General features: G+C 51.1%; 16 protein-coding genes. 8 read left to right on the forward strand and 8 right to left on the reverse strand.

The genetic code is table 11. The features are described from left to right. Positions 1-12: 12 nt before the first annotated feature. The 3 genes from parC to ftsP all read left to right on the forward strand — a co-directional run bounded on the left by parC (position 13) and on the right by ftsP (position 4,688). Positions 13-2,271, forward strand: a complete 2,259-nt coding sequence (parC, locus tag SK36_RS01185) for a DNA topoisomerase IV subunit A (RefSeq protein ID WP_048220542.1) — start codon at positions 13-15, stop codon at positions 2,269-2,271. 195 nt (positions 2,272-2,466) lie between these two features. Continuing rightward, positions 2,467-3,204: a 1-acylglycerol-3-phosphate O-acyltransferase gene (gene plsC, locus SK36_RS01190; protein WP_045447583.1), complete on the forward strand. Its 738-nt coding sequence runs from the start codon at positions 2,467-2,469 to the stop codon at positions 3,202-3,204. Between the two features lie 71 nt (positions 3,205-3,275). After that, positions 3,276-4,688, forward strand: a complete 1,413-nt coding sequence (gene ftsP, locus SK36_RS01195; protein WP_045447580.1) for a cell division protein FtsP — start codon at positions 3,276-3,278, stop codon at positions 4,686-4,688. A gap of 16 nt (positions 4,689-4,704) precedes the next feature. Here the strand turns inward: ftsP and SK36_RS01200 are convergent, their stop codons facing one another. Further along, on the reverse strand, positions 4,705-6,180 hold the full coding sequence (locus SK36_RS01200) for a TrkH family potassium uptake protein (protein WP_048220544.1): 1,476 nt from the start codon (positions 6,178-6,180) through the stop codon (positions 4,705-4,707). A gap of 199 nt (positions 6,181-6,379) precedes the next feature. Here SK36_RS01200 and SK36_RS01205 point away from each other — a divergent pair, with 199 nt between their 5' ends. Further along, positions 6,380-8,551 carry a YgiQ family radical SAM protein gene (locus SK36_RS01205; RefSeq protein ID WP_045447574.1) on the forward strand — a complete coding sequence of 724 codons (2,172 nt, stop codon included), beginning with the start codon at positions 6,380-6,382 and terminating at the stop codon, positions 8,549-8,551. 48 nt (positions 8,552-8,599) lie between these two features. Here the strand turns inward: SK36_RS01205 and SK36_RS01210 are convergent, their stop codons facing one another. The 3 genes from SK36_RS01210 to yqhD form a co-directional block, all read right to left on the reverse strand. Beyond that, on the reverse strand, positions 8,600-10,054 hold the full coding sequence (locus SK36_RS01210; RefSeq protein ID WP_048220545.1) for a DASS family sodium-coupled anion symporter: 1,455 nt from the start codon (positions 10,052-10,054) through the stop codon (positions 8,600-8,602). Positions 10,055-10,243: 189 nt separating this feature from the next. Beyond that, positions 10,244-11,071 (reverse strand): 2,5-didehydrogluconate reductase DkgA, encoded by an 828-nt coding sequence (dkgA, locus tag SK36_RS01215; protein ID WP_045449780.1) that lies wholly within the window; start codon positions 11,069-11,071, stop codon positions 10,244-10,246. A 225-nt stretch (positions 11,072-11,296) separates the two neighbouring features. Beyond that, the gene (yqhD, locus tag SK36_RS01220; protein WP_045447568.1) at positions 11,297-12,460 is read right to left on the reverse strand and encodes an alcohol dehydrogenase; all 1,164 of its coding nucleotides are present in this window, start codon (positions 12,458-12,460) and stop codon (positions 11,297-11,299) included. A 193-nt stretch (positions 12,461-12,653) separates the two neighbouring features. Here yqhD and SK36_RS01225 point away from each other — a divergent pair, with 193 nt between their 5' ends. Then, positions 12,654-13,553, forward strand: a complete 900-nt coding sequence (locus tag SK36_RS01225; protein WP_045447565.1) for an AraC family transcriptional regulator — start codon at positions 12,654-12,656, stop codon at positions 13,551-13,553. Positions 13,554-13,613: 60 nt separating this feature from the next. Here the strand turns inward: SK36_RS01225 and yghB are convergent, their stop codons facing one another. Together yghB and metC are read right to left on the reverse strand one after the other, a co-directional pair. Further along, positions 13,614-14,273 carry a DedA family general envelope maintenance protein YghB gene (gene yghB, locus SK36_RS01230; RefSeq protein ID WP_045447552.1) on the reverse strand — a complete coding sequence of 220 codons (660 nt, stop codon included), beginning with the start codon at positions 14,271-14,273 and terminating at the stop codon, positions 13,614-13,616. Between the two features lie 131 nt (positions 14,274-14,404). Beyond that, positions 14,405-15,592 (reverse strand): cystathionine beta-lyase, encoded by a 1,188-nt coding sequence (metC, locus tag SK36_RS01235; RefSeq protein ID WP_048220546.1) that lies wholly within the window; start codon positions 15,590-15,592, stop codon positions 14,405-14,407. A gap of 250 nt (positions 15,593-15,842) precedes the next feature. On the opposite strand from metC, the gene exbB reads away from it, so the two are divergent. Together exbB and exbD are read left to right on the forward strand one after the other, a co-directional pair. Next, positions 15,843-16,577 (forward strand): tol-pal system-associated acyl-CoA thioesterase, encoded by a 735-nt coding sequence (gene exbB / locus SK36_RS01240; protein ID WP_045447548.1) that lies wholly within the window; start codon positions 15,843-15,845, stop codon positions 16,575-16,577. A 6-nt stretch (positions 16,578-16,583) separates the two neighbouring features. Next, positions 16,584-17,009, forward strand: coding sequence for a TonB system transport protein ExbD (gene exbD / locus SK36_RS01245; protein WP_045447545.1), 426 nt, complete (start codon positions 16,584-16,586; stop codon positions 17,007-17,009). Positions 17,010-17,088: 79 nt separating this feature from the next. Here exbD and SK36_RS01250 read toward each other — a convergent pair whose 3' ends face one another. Beyond that, positions 17,089-17,496 carry a hypothetical protein gene (locus SK36_RS01250; RefSeq protein ID WP_048220547.1) on the reverse strand — a complete coding sequence of 136 codons (408 nt, stop codon included), beginning with the start codon at positions 17,494-17,496 and terminating at the stop codon, positions 17,089-17,091. 1 nt (position 17,497) lies between these two features. Beyond that, complete coding sequence (locus SK36_RS01255; RefSeq protein WP_048220548.1) at positions 17,498-17,902, reverse strand: hypothetical protein; 405 nt, start codon at positions 17,900-17,902, stop codon at positions 17,498-17,500. 104 nt (positions 17,903-18,006) lie between these two features. On the opposite strand from SK36_RS01255, the gene SK36_RS01260 reads away from it, so the two are divergent. After that, positions 18,007-18,510 (forward strand): ESA_00282 family adhesion-associated protein, encoded by a 504-nt coding sequence (locus tag SK36_RS01260; RefSeq protein ID WP_048220549.1) that lies wholly within the window; start codon positions 18,007-18,009, stop codon positions 18,508-18,510. The last annotated feature ends 8 nt before the right edge of the window (positions 18,511-18,518 follow it).

The following is an 18,518-nucleotide window of genomic DNA, read 5'->3' on the forward strand; positions in this document are numbered from 1 at the left end:
GAACCACGATTAATGAGCGATATGGCAGAGCGCCTTGCGCTGCATGAATTCACGGAAAACGCCTATCTGAACTATTCCATGTACGTCATCATGGACAGGGCGTTGCCGTTTATTGGCGATGGTTTGAAACCCGTTCAGCGTCGCATCGTTTACGCGATGTCCGAACTGGGGCTGAATGCCAGCGCCAAATTTAAAAAATCCGCGCGTACCGTCGGTGATGTGCTGGGTAAATACCATCCACATGGTGACAGTGCCTGCTATGAAGCCATGGTACTGATGGCACAACCGTTTTCTTACCGTTATCCGCTGGTTGACGGGCAAGGGAACTGGGGGGCGCCGGACGATCCGAAATCCTTCGCAGCGATGCGTTATACCGAATCCCGACTGTCCAAATACGCGGAAATCCTGCTGGGTGAGCTTGGTCAGGGGACGTCGGACTGGGTGCCTAACTTTGACGGCACCATGCAGGAGCCGAAGATGCTGCCTGCGCGCTTGCCGAATATTCTGCTTAACGGCACCACCGGGATTGCCGTCGGGATGGCTACGGACATTCCTCCGCATAACCTGCGTGAAGTGGCGAAAGCGGCGATTACGCTGATTGAGCAGCCGAAAACAACGCTGGATCAACTGCTGGATATCGTACAGGGACCGGATTATCCGACCGAAGCGGAAATCATCACTCCTCGCGCAGAAATTCGTAAGATTTATGAAAACGGGCGCGGCTCTGTACGTATGCGTGCAGTATGGACGAAAGAAGACGGTGCGGTGGTGATCTCTGCGCTACCGCACCAGGTTTCCGGGGCGAAAGTGCTGGAACAGATCGCTGCCCAGATGCGCAATAAAAAGCTACCGATGGTGGACGATCTGCGCGATGAATCGGATCACGAAAATCCGACCCGTCTGGTGATTGTGCCGCGCTCTAACCGCGTGGACATGGAGCAGGTGATGAACCACCTGTTTGCTACCACCGATCTGGAAAAAAGCTACCGTATCAACCTGAACATGATAGGTCTCGACGGTCGCCCGGCGGTGAAAAACCTGCTGGAGATCCTGACCGAGTGGCTGGCGTTCCGTCGCGACACGGTGCGTCGTCGTCTGAACTATCGTCTGGAAAAAGTACTCAAGCGCCTGCATATCCTCGAAGGTTTGCTGGTGGCGTTCCTCAACATTGACGAAGTGATTGAAATTATTCGTCATGAAGATGAACCCAAACCCGAGCTGATGTCGCGGTTTGGTATTTCCGAAACGCAGGCTGAAGCCATCCTTGAGCTGAAATTGCGCCATCTTGCCAAACTCGAAGAGATGAAAATCCGTGGCGAGCAGGATGAACTGGCTAAAGAGCGCGATCAGCTGCAGGGCATTCTGGCCTCCGAACGCAAAATGAGTAACCTGCTGAAGAAAGAGTTGCAGGCGGATTCAGACGCTTATGGTGACGATCGCCGTTCCCCTCTGAAGGAGCGTGAAGAAGCCAAAGCAATGAGCGAGCATGACATGCTGCCGTCTGAGCCGGTCACCATTGTGTTGTCTCAGAGTGGCTGGGTACGTAGCGCGAAAGGGCACGATATCGATGCGCCGGGATTAAGCTATAAAGCGGGTGACAGCTATAAAGCTGCGGTGAAAGGTAAGAGCAACCAACCGGTGGTCTTTGTTGACTCGACCGGGCGAAGCTATGCTATCGATCCGATTACTCTGCCGTCAGCACGTGGTCAGGGCGAACCGCTGACCGGTAAACTCACGCTGCCGCCAGGTGCGACGGTTGAGCACATGCTGATGGAAGGCGATGACCAGAAACTATTAATGGCGTCAGATGCTGGCTACGGCTTCGTCTGTACTTTCAATGACCTGGTAGCGCGTAACCGTGCGGGTAAAGCGTTGATTACGTTACCGGAGAATGCGCATGTCATGCCACCGGTAGTGATCGAAGATGAAACCGATATGTTGCTGGCGATCACCCAGGCCGGACGTATGTTGATGTTCCCGGTGAGCGATCTGCCGCAATTGTCGAAAGGCAAAGGGAATAAGATAATCAACATTCCTTCTGCGGAAGCGGCAAAAGGTGAAGATGGTCTGGCACTGCTCTATGTATTACCGCCGCAAAGCACGCTGACAATTCACGTCGGTAAACGCAAAATTAAACTGCGCCCAGAAGAGTTGCAGAAGGTAACCGGCGAGCGTGGTCGTCGCGGTACGCTAATGCGCGGTCTGCAGCGCATTGATCGTATTGAGATTGACTCGCCTCGACGTGCCAGCAACGGCGACAGCGAAGAATAACGCTGTCGTTTGGCTCTCCCTTCTTTTACGGAGGGAGAGCAAACGTTAAAAATTCCCGTGAACCCGTTGTTTATTCGTGCGTTGCGATTAACAATACGCTTTTCCAGAGAGCCGCTCTTAACAAAGCCCTAACCTGATACTGTGTTCTGGATCAGGTGACGTAAAATGCCAGGCTCTTAGGCCTTAGAGGTTGTTATGCTATATATTTTTCGTTTATTTATTACTGTTATTTACTGCATTCTGGTCTGTATTTTCGGTTGTATATACTGTCTTTTCAGCCCGCGAAATCCAAAACACGTCGCGACGTTCGGCCATATGTTTGGTCGGCTGGCTCCTCTTTACGGCCTGAAGGTTGAGTGCCGTATGCCAGCGGACGCGAAGGACTATGGTAATGCCATCTATATTTGTAACCACCAGAATAACTACGACATGGTTACTGCCGCGAATATTGTTCAGCCACCGACAGTAACGGTTGGTAAAAAAAGCCTGTTGTGGATCCCTTTCTTCGGTCTACTGTACTGGCTCACCGGTAATCTGTTGATTGACAGAAATAATCGTGCGAAAGCGCACAGTACGATTGCAGCGGTGGTGAACCATTTCAAAAAACGCCGTATTTCCATCTGGATGTTCCCGGAAGGAACGCGTAGCCGTGGCCGTGGCCTGTTGCCATTTAAAACTGGCGCGTTTCATGCGGCAATTGCTGCTGGCGTCCCTGTTATCCCGGTATGTGTTTCAACGACTTCGAATAAGATTAAACTTAACCGGCTGAATAATGGTCTGGCGATCGTTGAGATGTTACCGCCGGTGGATATCAGTCATTTTGGTAAGGATCAGGTTCGTGAACTGGCAGCGCATTGCCGTACGCTGATGGAACAAAAAATCGCCGAACTCGACAAAGAAGTTGCCGAGCGGGAAGCTGCCGGTAAGGTTTGATTCGCGCAATTCGAGTTTTTTACAGGAAGTGATTTCCTGCGTGTTAATAGCCAGTTTTACATGGAGCTTATATGTCACTCAGTCGGCGTCAGTTCATTCAGGCATCGGGAATCGCACTGTGTGCAGGTGCTGTTCCGCTGAAGGCTAATGCTGCCGGTCAGCAACAACCTCTACCTGTTCCGCCACTGCTGGAGTCCCGCCGGGGACAGCCGTTATTTATGACCCTGCAACGCGCTCACTGGTCCTTTACACAAGGTACGCGCGCGCCTGTCTGGGGAATTAACGGGCGCTACCTGGGGCCGACAATCCGCGTCTGGAAAGGGGATGACGTTAAGCTTATCTACAGCAACCGTCTGACTGAAAATGTCTCGATGACCATCGCCGGATTGCAGGTACCTGGCCCACTGATGGGGGGCCCGGCACGAATGATGTCGCCGAATGCGGACTGGGCGCCGGTCCTGCCGATTCGCCAGAGCGCCGCGACGTTGTGGTATCACGCCAATACGCCAAACCGTACCGCACAGCAGGTCTATAACGGTCTTGCCGGGATGTGGCTGGTCGAAGATGAAGTGAGTAAATCACTGCCTATTCCCAACCATTATGGCGTGGATGATTTTCCGATCATTATTCAGGATAAGCGTCTGGATAACTTTGGTACGCCGGAATACAGCGAACCGGGCAGTGGTGGTTTTGTCGGTGATACGTTATTGGTCAACGGGGCGCAGAGTCCTTATGTGGAAGTGTCTCGTGGCTGGGTACGTTTGCGTCTGCTGAACGCTTCTAACTCTCGTCGTTACCAACTGCAAATGAGCGACGGGCGCGCACTGCATGTTATTTCCGGCGATCAAGGTTTTTTACCGGCTCCGGTGTCGGTGAAACAGCTATCGCTGGCGCCTGGCGAGCGGCGTGAGATTCTGGTGGATATGACTAACGGTGACGAAGTGTCGATCACCTGTGGTGAGGCAGCCAGTATTGTTGACCGGATCCGGGGATTCTTTGAACCTTCCAGTATTCTGGTCTCCACACTGGTATTAACGCTGCGACCCACAGGCCTGCTACCGCTGGTGACTGACAGTCTGCCGATGCGTCTTTTGCCAACAGAAATTTTGAGTGGAACGCCGATTCGTAGCCGCGATATCAGCCTCGATGACGATCCTGGCATCAATGGTCAACTGTGGGATGTAAACCGCATGGATATCACCGCTCAGCAGGGAACCTGGGAGCGCTGGACAGTACGCGCGGATATGCCGCAGGCGTTCCATATTGAAGGCGTCTCTTTCCTGGTCCGTAATGTGAATGGCGCAATGCCGTTCCCGGAAGACAGGGGCTGGAAAGATACCGTCTGGGTGGACGGTCAGGTGGAGTTGCTGGTCTATTACGGACAGCCTTCCTGGGCCCATTTCCCGTTCTACTTCAACAGCCAGACGCTGGAAATGGCGGATCGTGGCTCCATCGGACAGATGCTGGTGAATCCGGCACCGTAATGCGCAGGTGGGCCTGTTAGGCCCGCCAGAACATGCGCGAGAAAAGGATCAAAATGGGGTAAATCTCCAGACGCCCCATGATCATAGCTGCGCACATCAGAAGCTTTGCCTCGTCGTGTAAAGTGCCAAACGTTGTAGCGGTTACGCCAAATCCCAGTCCCATATTATTGATGCAGGCGGCGACGGTGGCGAAAGATGAGAAGAGATCGTAGCCCATCAAATTGAGCGCCCAGATGAAAAAGCTGGTAAACAAAACATAAAGAAAAAAGAAGCTCCATACCGAGCGAACCACACGGTCGGTAACCACGTTGTTGCCAACTTTGATATTCAGCAATGCGCGAGGGTGCGCGAGTTGGTGTAACTCCTGACGACACTGCTTGAACATAATTAGAAAGCGCAGCACCTTAATTCCCCCGCAGGTCGAACCCACACAACCGCCAAAGAAACTGGCGCTGAGTAGCATGAAAATTGTGTGTGAGGGCCACTGTGCGTAATCCGCCGTCGACAGGCCATTATCTGTCAACATGGAGCTGGCCAGAAAAAAGGCGTGCACCAGACTGTCTGATATACCGTACATGCCCGCTCGCCAGACCTGCCAGGTGCTGATCAGGGTGATAACCAGCGCAATAATCAAGAAGAATTGCAGTTCGGCATTACGGCGAAATGGCTTGAAGGTACGTTTTACGATAGCGACGTACCAGAGGGTGAAGTTAAATGCAGATAACAGCGAAAACAGCCCGGCGACAAGCTCAATAGCATGGCTGTTATAAAAGCCGATGCTCTCGCTGCGGGTGGAAAATCCGCCAAGGGAGACCGTCGAAAGCCCGTGGCATACAGCGTCGAAAAACGACATACCGGCAATCCAGTAAGCCAGAGTGCAGATAAGTCCCAGAATGAAATAGGTTAGCCACAGCGTGCGTGCAGTGTCAGCAAGTCTTGGCGTGAGGCGTTCTTCTTTAAAGGGGCCGGGCATTTCAGACTGATAGAGTTTCATACCCCCGATACCTAGCAGCGGCAATACCGCTACGGCGAGGACAATAACCCCCAGGCCGCCAATAAAATTGAGCTGAGCCCGATAGTACAGATAGGACTTTGGCAAGGCGCTGACGTCGCCAATCACCGTTGCTCCGGTAGTGGTAATGCCGGAGACCCCTTCAAACAGGGCATCGGAAAAGGAGAGATTTAAGCCATCGTCCATCCACATCGGCATCGCGCTGATAAATGAAAAAAGCAGCCAGAAGAGAACGATGATGACGAAACCATCCCGGGTTCGTAGCTGAATACCGGCATGTTTTGTTACCAGCCATGCACCGCCGCCGAGGGTAAAGAAAGTCATAAATGTACTGAAAAAAGCGAAAAAGCTCCGCTCTTTATGCAACAGAGCGATGGCCATCGGTGGCAGCATAGAGAAGCTGTACAGAAGAACCAAAAATCCGCACAGATGAACAACAACCCGTAACTGGGAAATATGCAGTGAATCGTTGAGTCGCAATGAAAAATCCCCCGCCGAAAAAGAGATATCTCAACAGGTCGGCATGGTGTTAATTATGATTGAAAAAAATGGGTGTAGTAAAATTTAACAATTTATAAAGCTTTCTACCCGTCTGGCTCAGACTCCACTTCATTTCTTGCGGACATACAGCGTATAATCCCCGGCCTTTGATTATTTTTTTACCATTTTTGGAAGCATTATGAGCGCAATATCCCTGATCCAACCGGACAGAGACCTTTTCTCCTGGCCGCAGTACTGGGCCGCCTGTTTTGGTCCCGCGCCGTTTCTGCCGATGTCGCGAGAAGAGATGGACCAACTTGGCTGGGATAGCTGCGACATTATTCTGGTTACCGGTGATGCCTACGTCGATCACCCAAGCTTTGGTATGGCCATTTGTGGTCGTATGCTGGAATCCCAGGGATTTCGTGTCGGGATTATCGCGCAGCCGGAGTGGAACAACAAAGACGATTTTATGCGTCTGGGTAAACCGAACCTGTTCTTCGGCGTGACCGCCGGCAATATGGACTCGATGATCAACCGTTATACCGCCGATCGCCGACTGCGCCATGACGATGCCTATACGCCGGACAACGTTGCAGGCAAACGCCCGGACCGCGCTACGCTGGTTTATACCCAGCGCTGTAAAGAAGCCTGGAAAGATGTTCCGGTGATCCTCGGTGGTATTGAAGCCAGCCTGCGCCGTACTGCGCATTATGATTACTGGTCTGATACCGTGCGTCGCTCTGTGCTGGTGGATTCCAAAGCGGATATGCTGATGTTTGGCAACGGCGAACGTCCGCTGGTTGAAGTGGCGCACCGTCTGGCGATGGGCGAGACAATTGATCAGATCCGCGACGTGCGTAACACCGCGATCATGGTCAAAGAAGCGCTGCCAGGCTGGAGCGGTGTGGATTCCACGCGTCTGGATACGCCGGGGAAAATTGATCCTATCCCACATCCGTATGGTGAAGATCTGCCTTGCGCGGATAACAAGCCTGTTGCACCTAAAAAGCAGGAAGCAAAAGCGGTCACCGTTCAGCCGCCACGTCCGAAGCCGTGGGAGAAAACCTACGTGCTGCTGCCGTCTTTTGAGAAGGTGAAGGGCGATAAAGTGTTGTATGCACATGCATCACGAATCCTGCACCACGAAACAAACCCTGGCTGCGCGCGCGCCCTGATGCAAAAACACGGCGATCGCTACATCTGGATCAACCCGCCAGCGATCCCGCTGTCGACTGAAGAGATGGATAGCGTCTTCGCGCTGCCGTATCAACGTGTTCCTCATCCGGCGTACGGTAACAGCCGCATCCCGGCTTATGAAATGATCCGTTTCTCGATCAACATTATGCGTGGGTGTTTTGGCGGATGTTCTTTCTGTTCGATCACCGAGCACGAAGGACGCATCATCCAGAGCCGCTCGGAAGATTCGATCATCAACGAGATCGAAGCGATTCGTGACACCGTTCCGGGCTTTACCGGTGTGATTTCCGATCTTGGCGGCCCAACGGCCAACATGTATATGCTGCGCTGTAAGTCGCCGCGCGCGGAACAGACCTGTCGTCGCTTGTCTTGCGTCTACCCGGATATCTGCCCGCATATGGATACCAACCACGAGCCGACCATTAATCTCTATCGTCGTGCGCGTGATTTAAAAGGTATTAAAAAGATCCTTATCGCCTCTGGTGTGCGTTATGACATCGCGGTTGAAGATCCCCGCTATATCAAAGAGCTGGCGACCCACCACGTGGGGGGCTATCTGAAGATTGCGCCGGAACACACCGAAGAAGGCCCATTGTCGAAGATGATGAAGCCGGGCATGGGCAGCTACGATCGCTTTAAAGAACTATTCGATACCTACTCTAAACAGGCCGGTAAAGAGCAGTACCTGATCCCATACTTTATCTCTGCGCACCCGGGTACGCGTGACGAGGATATGGTAAATCTGGCGCTGTGGCTGAAACAGCGTCGTTTCCGTCTGGATCAGGTGCAGAACTTCTACCCATCGCCGCTGGCGAACTCGACAACCATGTATTACACCGGGAAAAATCCTCTGGGTAAAATTGGTTATAAGAGTGAGGATGTGGTGGTGCCGAAGGGCGACAAACAACGTCGTCTGCATAAAGCGTTGCTGCGTTATCACGATCCAGCCAACTGGCCGCTAATTCGTCAGGCGCTGGAAGATATGGGTAAAAAGCATCTGATTGGTGGTCGTCGCGAATGTCTGGTTCCGTCTCCTACGCTGGAAGAGATGCGTGAAGCGCGTCGCCAGAACCGACATACACGTCCGGCGCTGACCAAACATACGCCAGTGGCACATCAACGCCAGACACCGGCGGCGAATAAAAAACGCGGGAAAGTGGCAGGGCGCTAAATGTGTAGCCCGGTGGCGCAACGCTTACCGGGCCAGTTTCACTTCAGCTTAGTACAGACCCAACACCTTCCACCACATCAAACCCACGGTCAAGAAGACCGCCTGGTTAAACAGGCTGATGACAAATCCTGTTCGCCACCAGACTCCCGTTGGTACATATCCCGCGCCAAACAGGATCGGACCACGGGCGTGAGTATACTGAGTGAGAGAACAGTACAGGCTGCTGGTGAAGGCCAACATTAATGCTGTAGGAGCAGCCGGAATATTCAGATGCAGGCCGACGCCAAGGAATACGGCATACAGTGCGGCAATCTGCGCGTTTCCGCTGGCAAAAAAGTAGTGGGTGTAGAAGTAGGCGGCGTTAAGCAGCAGCAGAACGAGCACCCAACTGGTACCGTGCATGGTGCTGCTAAGGCTATCGCCAATCAGGTTACCAAACCAGGTGGTAAAGCCGAGTTTTTTCAACTGGTTTGCCATCATCAGCAACGCGGCGAACCAAATCAGTGTATCCCATGCGCCTTTTTCGCTTTTCACATCTTCCCAGCTCAGAACGCCGCTAAGTAATAAAATCGACAGGCCAACAAACGAGGCCGTAGTGGCATCGACACCTAACGTATCACCGAAGATCCACAACACCAGCAGAACGCCGACGGTCGCCAGCATCAACCACTCGCCGCGTGACATGTGGCCCATTTCTGCCAGCTCTTTACGGGCCAGATTAGGGGCATCAGGCGTATGTTTAATTTCCGGGCGCACCAGCCAGTACACCAGCAGCGGAACCAGCAGTAGTGACACCAGGCAAGGCAGCAGCGCTGCCATAAACCAGCTTCCCCATGTCAACGTGATTCCTGCGTTTGCCGCCAGTTTCACCGCCAGCAGGTTACCGGTATACCCAGTCATAAAGAGCGCGGCGGTGACGTCGTTGACATTGCCGATACAAGTGATGAGAAAGGTACCGATTTTGCTGCGAGATTCATCTTCTGGGTTTGAGTTAAAACTGCGTGCCAGAGAATCGGCAATCGGATAGATAACGCCGCCGCAGCGCGCCGTATTACTTGGCATGGCGGGAGAGAGGATCAGATCGGCAAAAGCCAGACCGTAGGCGAGCCCCAGCGTGCGTTTACCGAGCAGTCGGATCATCTGTAACGCAATACGCCGACCCAGACCGGTTTTGATAAATCCACGGGCAATCATAAAAGCGACGACGATAAGCCAGATAAGCGAACTGTTCAGCTCGCTTAGTGCTGTAGTTATAGCACCACTGGCCGTTTTATCCCCCGCGGCATAGGCGAGTGCAAAAACGGTAATGCCAATAATGCCGACAGCGCCAATCGGCAGAACTTTTGCCACGATAGAGGCGATAGTGGCGACAAATATAATCGCCGAATGCCAGGCTGGGGCACTTAACCCTGTTGGTGGGGTGAGTTGCCAGAGACCAGAAGAGATTAATATTATAAGAATCAATGGGAGCCATTTAACTCCCTGGGATTTGTTTTCCGCCACGGTTTGACACCTATAAAAAATTGATATGTGTATTCTTTAAGTATAATAACCATTAATAATTAGGTGGTTATTTGGTAGTAATGCTGCGCTTGTGGACGCAGGAAATACACATATAAACAGGTGTTTTATTGTTTCCTGATATTTCATGAAATGAAAAGGCCCAGCAGAATGCCGGGCGGGAGAGGGGAATTAACCGCCGAATTGGTCTGGATCAGGACCCAGGCGTTTACTCTGATCGAGTTTAGCTATTTCGCCTAATTCATCTTTGTCCAGGCGGAAGTCCCAAACATCAAAGTTCTCTGCGATGCGGGAAGGGGTTACCGATTTCGGGATAACCACCAGACCGTTATCCAGATGCCAGCGGATAACTATTTGTGCCGGAGATTTGCCGTATTTCTCAGCAAGGTCGCGAATAATCTTTTGATCGAACACATCTTTCCCACCTTGTGCCAGTGGACTCCAGGACTCGGTCTGGATTTTATGCGTCGCATTCCATGAATGTAACTGACGTTGTTGCAGCAGTGGATGAAGCTCGATCTGGTTGATCACCGGCGAAACGCCCGTTTCATCCATCAGACGCTGGAGGTGGTTGATCTGAAAGTTGCACACGCCGATGCTTTTAATCAGACCCTGTTTTTGCAGGTCAATCATGTTTTCCCACGCTTCAACGTAATGGTCGATAGCCGGGACGGGCCAGTGCATCAGGTAAAGGTCAAGGTAATCAAGCTGGAGTTTCTCCATACTTTCGAGCAAAGCTTCACGGGGACGTTTCTGATCGTCATTCCACAGTTTGGTGGTGATGAACAACTCTTCCCGGGGTACGCCCGAATTACGTAACGCTTTCCCAACACCTTCTTCATTTTTATACGCGGCGGCAGTATCGATAGAGCGATAACCCACTTCCAGCGCTTTATGAATAGCGGAGATTACTTCCTCATTACTTGCCTTCCAGACGCCCAGGCCCAGCTGTGGCATTACGTTACCATCCTGTAGCTTGATAACAGTTGGATTAGTCATAATTCCCCCCATACACTGAATCCTTCAAGCTGCCTCTTTGTTGGCTGCTTTCGTTTACCCCAGTCACGTACTTATGTACGCTCCTGGGGATTCTCTCAATTGCCGCCTCGATGCATCATGAATGATTAGGTGTAAATTGAGTTCACCGGAGCAGGCTCCGGTGAGGTTTGTGTGACTTAAGTCTGGACTAAATGACCAAAAACGAAAGTCAGAGGTGAAAAAAGCTTAGCGTGCTGCTTCGTAAATCCGGCGACTGACGTCAAGTGTAATGTCCTGATGTTCGCCCAGTTTAGTACCACCGTGTGCCTCCAGTTTTTCCAGCAGCGCCGGGATGGAGCTACCATCCAGACCGTAGTCAGACAGACGCGTTGGTACACCCATTTGCTCGAAGAAACGACGGGTGGCAGCGATGGCAGCATCAATACGCTGGTCATCGGAACCTTCGGTGATATTCCAGATGCGCTCTGCGTACTGCAGTAATTTGGCTCGCTTGGTATCGCGTTTTTCATTCCACAGTGCAGGCAGGACGATCGCCAGCGTTTGAGCGTGGTCGAGACCGTGCATCGCAGTCAACTCGTGACCCAGCATATGGGTTGCCCAGTCCTGCGGTACGCCTGCGCCAATCAGACCATTCAGTGCCTGCGTTGCCGCCCACATGACGTTAGCACGTACGTTGTAGTTTTCTGGTTCCTGCAACGCTTTCGGACCATCTTCTACCAGCGTAAGCAAAATACCTTCGGCAAAGCGATCCTGAATTTTCCCGTCTACCGGGTACGTCACGTACTGTTCCACGGTGTGGACAAATGCATCTACCACACCGTTAGCGACCTGACGCGGCGGCAGGGTGTAGGTGTAAACCGGATCCAGTACGGCAAATACAGGCTGTACAAACGGGGTCATAAAAGCCAGTTTATCGCCGGTGGTTTTGCGGGAAATCACGGCCCCGGAGTTAGACTCTGAACCGGTTGCTGGTAGCGTCAGTACAGAGCCCATTGGTACTGCGCTTTTCACGTCGTTACCGCGGGTTTCCAGAATGCGCCATGGGTCGATACCATCAGCGTAATGCGCTGCAGCTGCGATGAATTTTGTGCCATCCAGTACAGAACCGCCGCCTACAGCCAACAGGAACGTCACTTTCTCATCACGCACAATTTTTACTGCGTTCATCAGGGTTTCATAAGACGGGTTTGGTTCAATTCCGCCAAACTCAAGTACGTCCAGTCCTTTCAGGGCATCTTGTACCTGCGCCAGAACGCCGGTTTTTTTAACGCTGCCGCCGCCATAGGTAATTAACACGCGAGCGTCCTGAGGGATTTGATCGCGCAGCTCTGCGATAGCGCCTTTACCGAACAAAATGCGAGTAGGGGTATGTAGATTAAAGTTGTTCATTGCTCGTTCCCTTATGTGGGTAAAAAAGAGGGCAGGCGAGTGTCTGCCTGATGGTGAACATTGTGGTCGCCAGAAGCGCTCCTCTCAATGCTCATTTCTGCCAATGTCTTGCCCATTTCTACAGACTGCTGGAGAAAACGGATAAATATGCGCACTATATCAAGGTCGAAAACCGATAATGAAATGGTGCTCTATGAACCGTGATGAGATCTGTCTTCTGTTGACAGATAAAGTTAACAAACTGAAAAACAATGAAAATAGATTAAACGAACTACTGCCTGATGTGCGCTTACTGTATGGCACTGAGCCGGGACAGCGTACGCCAGTGATGTATCAGCCTGGCATCATATTTCTCTTCTCGGGGCATAAAATCGGTTACATAAACGAACGTGTATTTCGTTATGACGCCAACGAATACCTGTTACTGACAGTACCTTTACCCTTCGAATGTGAAACTTATGCGACACCGGAGGTTCCGCTGGCCGGTATCCGCCTGAATGTTGATATTCTGCAATTGCAGGAGTTGCTGATGGATATTGGTGAGGACGAGTTGTTTCAACCCTCAATGGCGGCAAGCGGAATCAACTCTGCCACGCTTTCGGACGAGATTCTCTGCGCAGCTGAGCGTTTACTGGATGTAATGGAGCGACCGCTGGACGCGCGCATCCTGGGGAAACAGATCATTCGCGAGATCCTTTACCATGTGCTGACCGGGCCACGTGGTGGCGCATTACTCGCACTGGTCAGCCGCCAGACGCATTTCAGTTTGATAAGCCGTGTGTTGAAGCGGATTGAGAACAAATACACCGAGAACCTCAACGTCGAGCAACTGGCGGCAGAGGCCAATATGAGCGTATCGGCGTTTCATCATAATTTTAAATCGGTAACCAGCACTTCCCCGCTGCAATATCTGAAGAGTTATCGCCTGCATAAAGCGCGGATGATGATAATTCATGACGGCATGAAAGCCAGTGCGGCGGCGATGCGGGTAGGCTATGAGAGTGCATCGCAGTTTAGCCGCGAGTTCAAACGCTACTTTGGTGTGACGCCGGGTGAGGATGCGGCAAGAATTCGAACGATGCAGGGGAGTTGATTTTGAGGATGTCGCAGAAGCGCCACCCGGTAATGTGTACCGGATGGCGATGGCTGTTACTCAGGCACTACAGTATTTTTTTTTAATCACCACAAATAAGGTTCCCAGCAGACCTGCGGTTAGCAGTGCAATCGGCAGGATCATCAAAAAGGTCATGACCTGGTCTTCATGGCGTTTAACGAACGGGATCATGCTGAGCGCATAGCCAAAGCTGGTGACGACGCTGACCCACAGCAGACCGCTCAGCCAGTTAAAAAACTGGAATCGACGGTTAGGAAGGCCTGAAATTCCCGCCATCGTAGGCAGCAAAGTGCGAACAAACGCCAGGAAACGCCCGGCGAGCAGCGCCATTAGTCCATGTTGGTCAAACATACAGGTGGCACGTTGGTGATATTTTTCGGGTAATTGTGCCAGCCAGCCTTTTACCGTGCGCGTGTTGCCCAGCCAGCGTCCCTGAATGTAGCTCAACCAGCAGCCCAGACTGGCTGCAGCTGTCAGAATAGCGATGGTGGGTAAAAAGCTCATCACGTCCTGTGCAATCAGTGCCCCTGCCAGCAACAGCAGGCTGTCTCCGGGTAAAAAGGAGGCAGGCAGCAGGCCGTTTTCTAAAAACAGTGTGGCAAACATTACAAAGTACACAACGCTCACAACGTGCGGATCTGCCAGCGCGGCAAAATCGTGTTGCCAGAGCGCGGAGATAATATCTTGAATGACGACCATGAACTTTCCTGTGGAACAGCGTTTATGAGTGGATTGTACTCCTGAATTGTCCGGGATGCCTTGATCCCGGACGCAACAATTGCAGACTTTTCCACCAGAAGTGTCTGCATATATGTCCATCTGCGGCAATGTTACTCGATTCGGGCAAATCCTGCGGCTAAATCCACAATCAGATCATCAACATTCTCTAAACCGATGTGTAAACGAATGAGTGTCCCGCTGAAGTCCACTTCTCCTTCCGGACGGATTGCCGCAATGTGTTCAGGTTGATTCGCCAGAATCAGTGATTCAAACCCCCCCCAGGAGTAAGCCATGCTGAACAGGCTAAAGTGGTCAAGATATGCCGCCAGCTCTTCATTATTCAGTTTTTTATTCAACACGAATGAGAACAGTCCACTGCTGCCCGTGAAATCACGTTTCCAGAATTCGTGGCCTTTGCTGCCCGGTAGCGCAGGGTGATTTACGCGGGCAACCTGCGGATGGCTTGCCAGCCACTCGGCAACTTTTAAACTGCTTTCATGATGTTGGCGCAGGCGAACGCCCAGGGTACGTAATCCACGGCTGGTCATATAGGCGGTATCTGCATCCAGCATTTGTCCCATCAGATAAGCGTTCTCGCGCAGTTGATCCCAGCAACGGGAATTTGCCACCGCCGTACCGACCATCGCATCGGAATGGCCAATCAGGTATTTGGTGCCAGCCTGAATCGAGATATCGATACCAAAATCCAATGCCTTGAACAGTACTCCGGCAGCCCAGGTGTTATCGATCATAATGATTGCGTCAGGTGCAGCGCTTCTGACCGCGGCAACGATGGCCGGAACATCATGCACCTCCATCGTGACTGAGCCGGGTGACTCCAGAAATACGACTTTGGTGTTCGGCCGGATGTGTTTCACAATATCGGCGCCCACCAGCGGATCGAACCAGCCGGTTGTGACGCCGAGCTTGCCGAGAATTTTGGTGCAGAAATCCTGGCTTGGTTCATAGGCCGTGTTCGTCATCAGCACATGGTCGCCTTGTTCAACAAAGGCCAGAATTGTGTTGGCGACGGCTGCTGCACCGCATGGGAAAAGGGCACATCCCGCACCGCCTTCCAGTTCACACATTGCTTCCTGTAGTGAAAAATGTGTCAGCGTTCCACGACGACCATAGAAAAGAGCGCCGTTAGCACGGTTGTGCGTAGCCTGTTTTTTTGCCTCAACGGACTCAAACACCAGCGAAGAAGCGCGCTGGATCACGCTATTAACTGAGCCCAGCGTGTACTTTTTACTGCGCCCTGCCTGAACAAGTTTGGTCTCAAGATGCTTGTCTGCCATGTTTTAATACCTGTTTTTATACGTCTGGATGTCTAAACTAGCATGGATCCAGCATCATGCACCCTGCACGGCGGTCATAAAGTAGAAAATAATCTCAAAATGATTCTGGTGACTTTTTTACTGCGTAAGCGCAAGGAAAAGAAACCAAAGGTGCGGCACTATGTAAATAGTAATGAGAACGACTATCAATTCGACGTCGTTTTGATATGATTACGCTCAGATTTTGTGATTTGCGTCCTGGAGATACAGAGTGGGTAATAATTTGATGCAGACGGACCTTTCCGTCTGGGGTATGTATCAGCACGCCGATATCGTGGTTAAGTGCGTGATGATTGGGCTGATTTTGGCATCAGTGGTCACCTGGGCTATCTTCTTTAGCAAGAGCCTTGAGTTCTTTACACAGAAGCGCCGCCTTAAGCGTGAACAGCAAATGCTGGCTGAAGCCCGCTCTTTAGATCAGGCAAGTGAGATTGCCGCTGGATTTGATACCAAAAGCCTGGGCTCACTGCTAATTAACGAAGCACAGAACGAGCTGGAACTGTCAGAAGGCAGTGATGACAACGAAGGGATCAAAGAGCGTACCGGATTCCGCCTTGAGCGTCGTGTCGCCGCAGTCGGCCGTCAGATGGGCCGCGGTAATGGATACCTGGCGACCATCGGGGCCATTTCTCCGTTTGTGGGGCTATTCGGTACGGTATGGGGCATCATGAATAGCTTCATCGGTATTGCTCAAACTCAAACGACTAACCTGGCCGTTGTTGCACCGGGTATTGCAGAAGCTCTGCTAGCGACTGCAATTGGTCTGGTAGCGGCAATTCCTGCGGTTGTTATCTACAACATCTTCGCACGTCAGATAGGCAGCTACAAAGCTATGCTGGGTGATGTCGCGGCACAGGTGTTGTTGCTGCAAAGTCGCGATCTGGACCTGAGCGCAAGCGCTGCTGCTCATCCGGTACGTGCTGCGCAGAAATTACGTGTAGGATAATGTTCCATGGCAATGAGCTTTAATGAAAACCTGGACGATAACGGTGAAATGCACGAAATAAACGTGACGCCGTTTATCGACGTGATGTTGGTTTTGTTGATCATTTTTATGGTGGCAGCGCCATTGGCAACTGTGGATGTGAAGGTGAATCTCCCTGCATCCACCAGTACGCCGCAACCGCGTCCGGAGAAACCGGTTTACCTGTCAGTGAAAGCCGATAACACCATGTTCATCGGTAACGAGCAGGTGACGGATGAAACCATGATTAGCGAGCTGAACGCGCTGACGGAAGGGAAGAAAGATACCACTATCTTCTTCCGTGCTGATAAGACCGTCGACTATGAAACCATGATGAAAGTAATGGATACGCTGCACCAGGCAGGGTTCCTGAAGATTGGTTTGGTTGGTGAAGAGGTTGTGAAAGCAAAATAACCTCTTTGTTGCCGGGTGATGCTGTTAGCCTTACCCGGCCTTCCACTTCCGCGTTTTCTTCCCCCGTTATCACCTTGGACTATCTGTCTTCGTCCAATGCGACTGTAGTGATTCTGGTCGCTTCGTAGTTCCCCTCTGACAGCTTGCGTGTCAGGCGTAATGTGGCTGTTTCGCGAGCGAGTATATGTTGATATGTGCTTTCCAGGCGTGCCAAGATTTTGTCGCGCAACTCTGGTTGCCGGGCAATGATGGCTTCAATAGCGGCCCCGTAGATCTCTTCTTTAGCCTGCAGGGCATAGATTTCACGGCGATTTTGCCATTTCATACGTACCAGCGCTGCGGGTATTGAGACCATATCCTGAGCTACGCTTTCCAGTGTCGCGTTCTTATTGGCAATTAACACCGCCAGATTTTGCTTTAAGACAAACTCATCACTTTTATGGTTATCTAAAGCTAAATAAACATTATTATCCTCAACATCTTTCATCTTATTTTTCTACCAGAGAATAAAAAATGGGGGCGTCGGTTTCACGAGTAATTAAATTAAGCCAAATTTTATTGCCATGTTCATTTATCATGTTCGTTTTTTGAGTCAGAATTTCACTTAATTCTTGAGAGTTAATGTCACCCTCTGCCTGTAAGGCATTTAGCAAGCGCGTGAACGATTCAATTTTTGCTACGTGAAAAAGGCGTTCTTTTAAATGACGATCGCGCTCTTCAAACAGCATATTTCGTGACTGTCCGGTCGCTGCGGAACTGATCAAAATATCTTTTTCATAATCGTTTAACGTAATCTTTCCCTGAGTCAAATTTTCACTATTTTCTGTGGTGCTGGTATTGCTCGGGGAAGTGGATAAATGAAAGTGAGAGGGAACAAGATGCTCGGGAAGCATGTTGATATATCCTTTGCTGCCAATGATAGGATGTTTTTAATAAGATAGGCCGCGTTGACAATAACATGGGGTAAATTTAAAATCAAAAAAAACGGAGCCTGCATATGAACAGTATATTTTATTCTGTTATTACCCTGCTATTACTTACCTGCGGTGTACTTTTTCTGATGCGTAGTACAAATAAAAACCGATATGCAGAGGATTTTACATCAGCAAACCAACCAGAAATACTAAGCAAAGAAGAGGGTGAAGATCATTTTGCGGTACTGATGAATTCGATCACCCCAGTATGGTACTGGCGGGTTAACCACGAATATATTGATTTTATTCACTCGACGATAAAACGGATGACAATGGTGGAATTGAATGAAACTCCTGGGCTATTTGACTCACAGCGACGCTGTAGCGATCTCAACTCTGCGGTGTATAAATATTACGACAACATCAAAAAACGCTGTCTGAGTGGGGAGAAAGTACCACATGCCGATCTGGACGTGCTCAATTTGCGACAATGCTTCAGGGAGTTCAGTCTGGAAGCCTACCCCACACTCGTCGCGCTGGTATGGCCGGAGTACCAGCGTCCGCAGATCAAAGCGGAAGAGATTTGAGGCGTCTG

This window comes from Citrobacter sp. MGH106 (assembly GCF_001037495.1).
Lineage (GTDB): Bacteria > Pseudomonadota > Gammaproteobacteria > Enterobacterales > Enterobacteriaceae > Citrobacter > Citrobacter murliniae.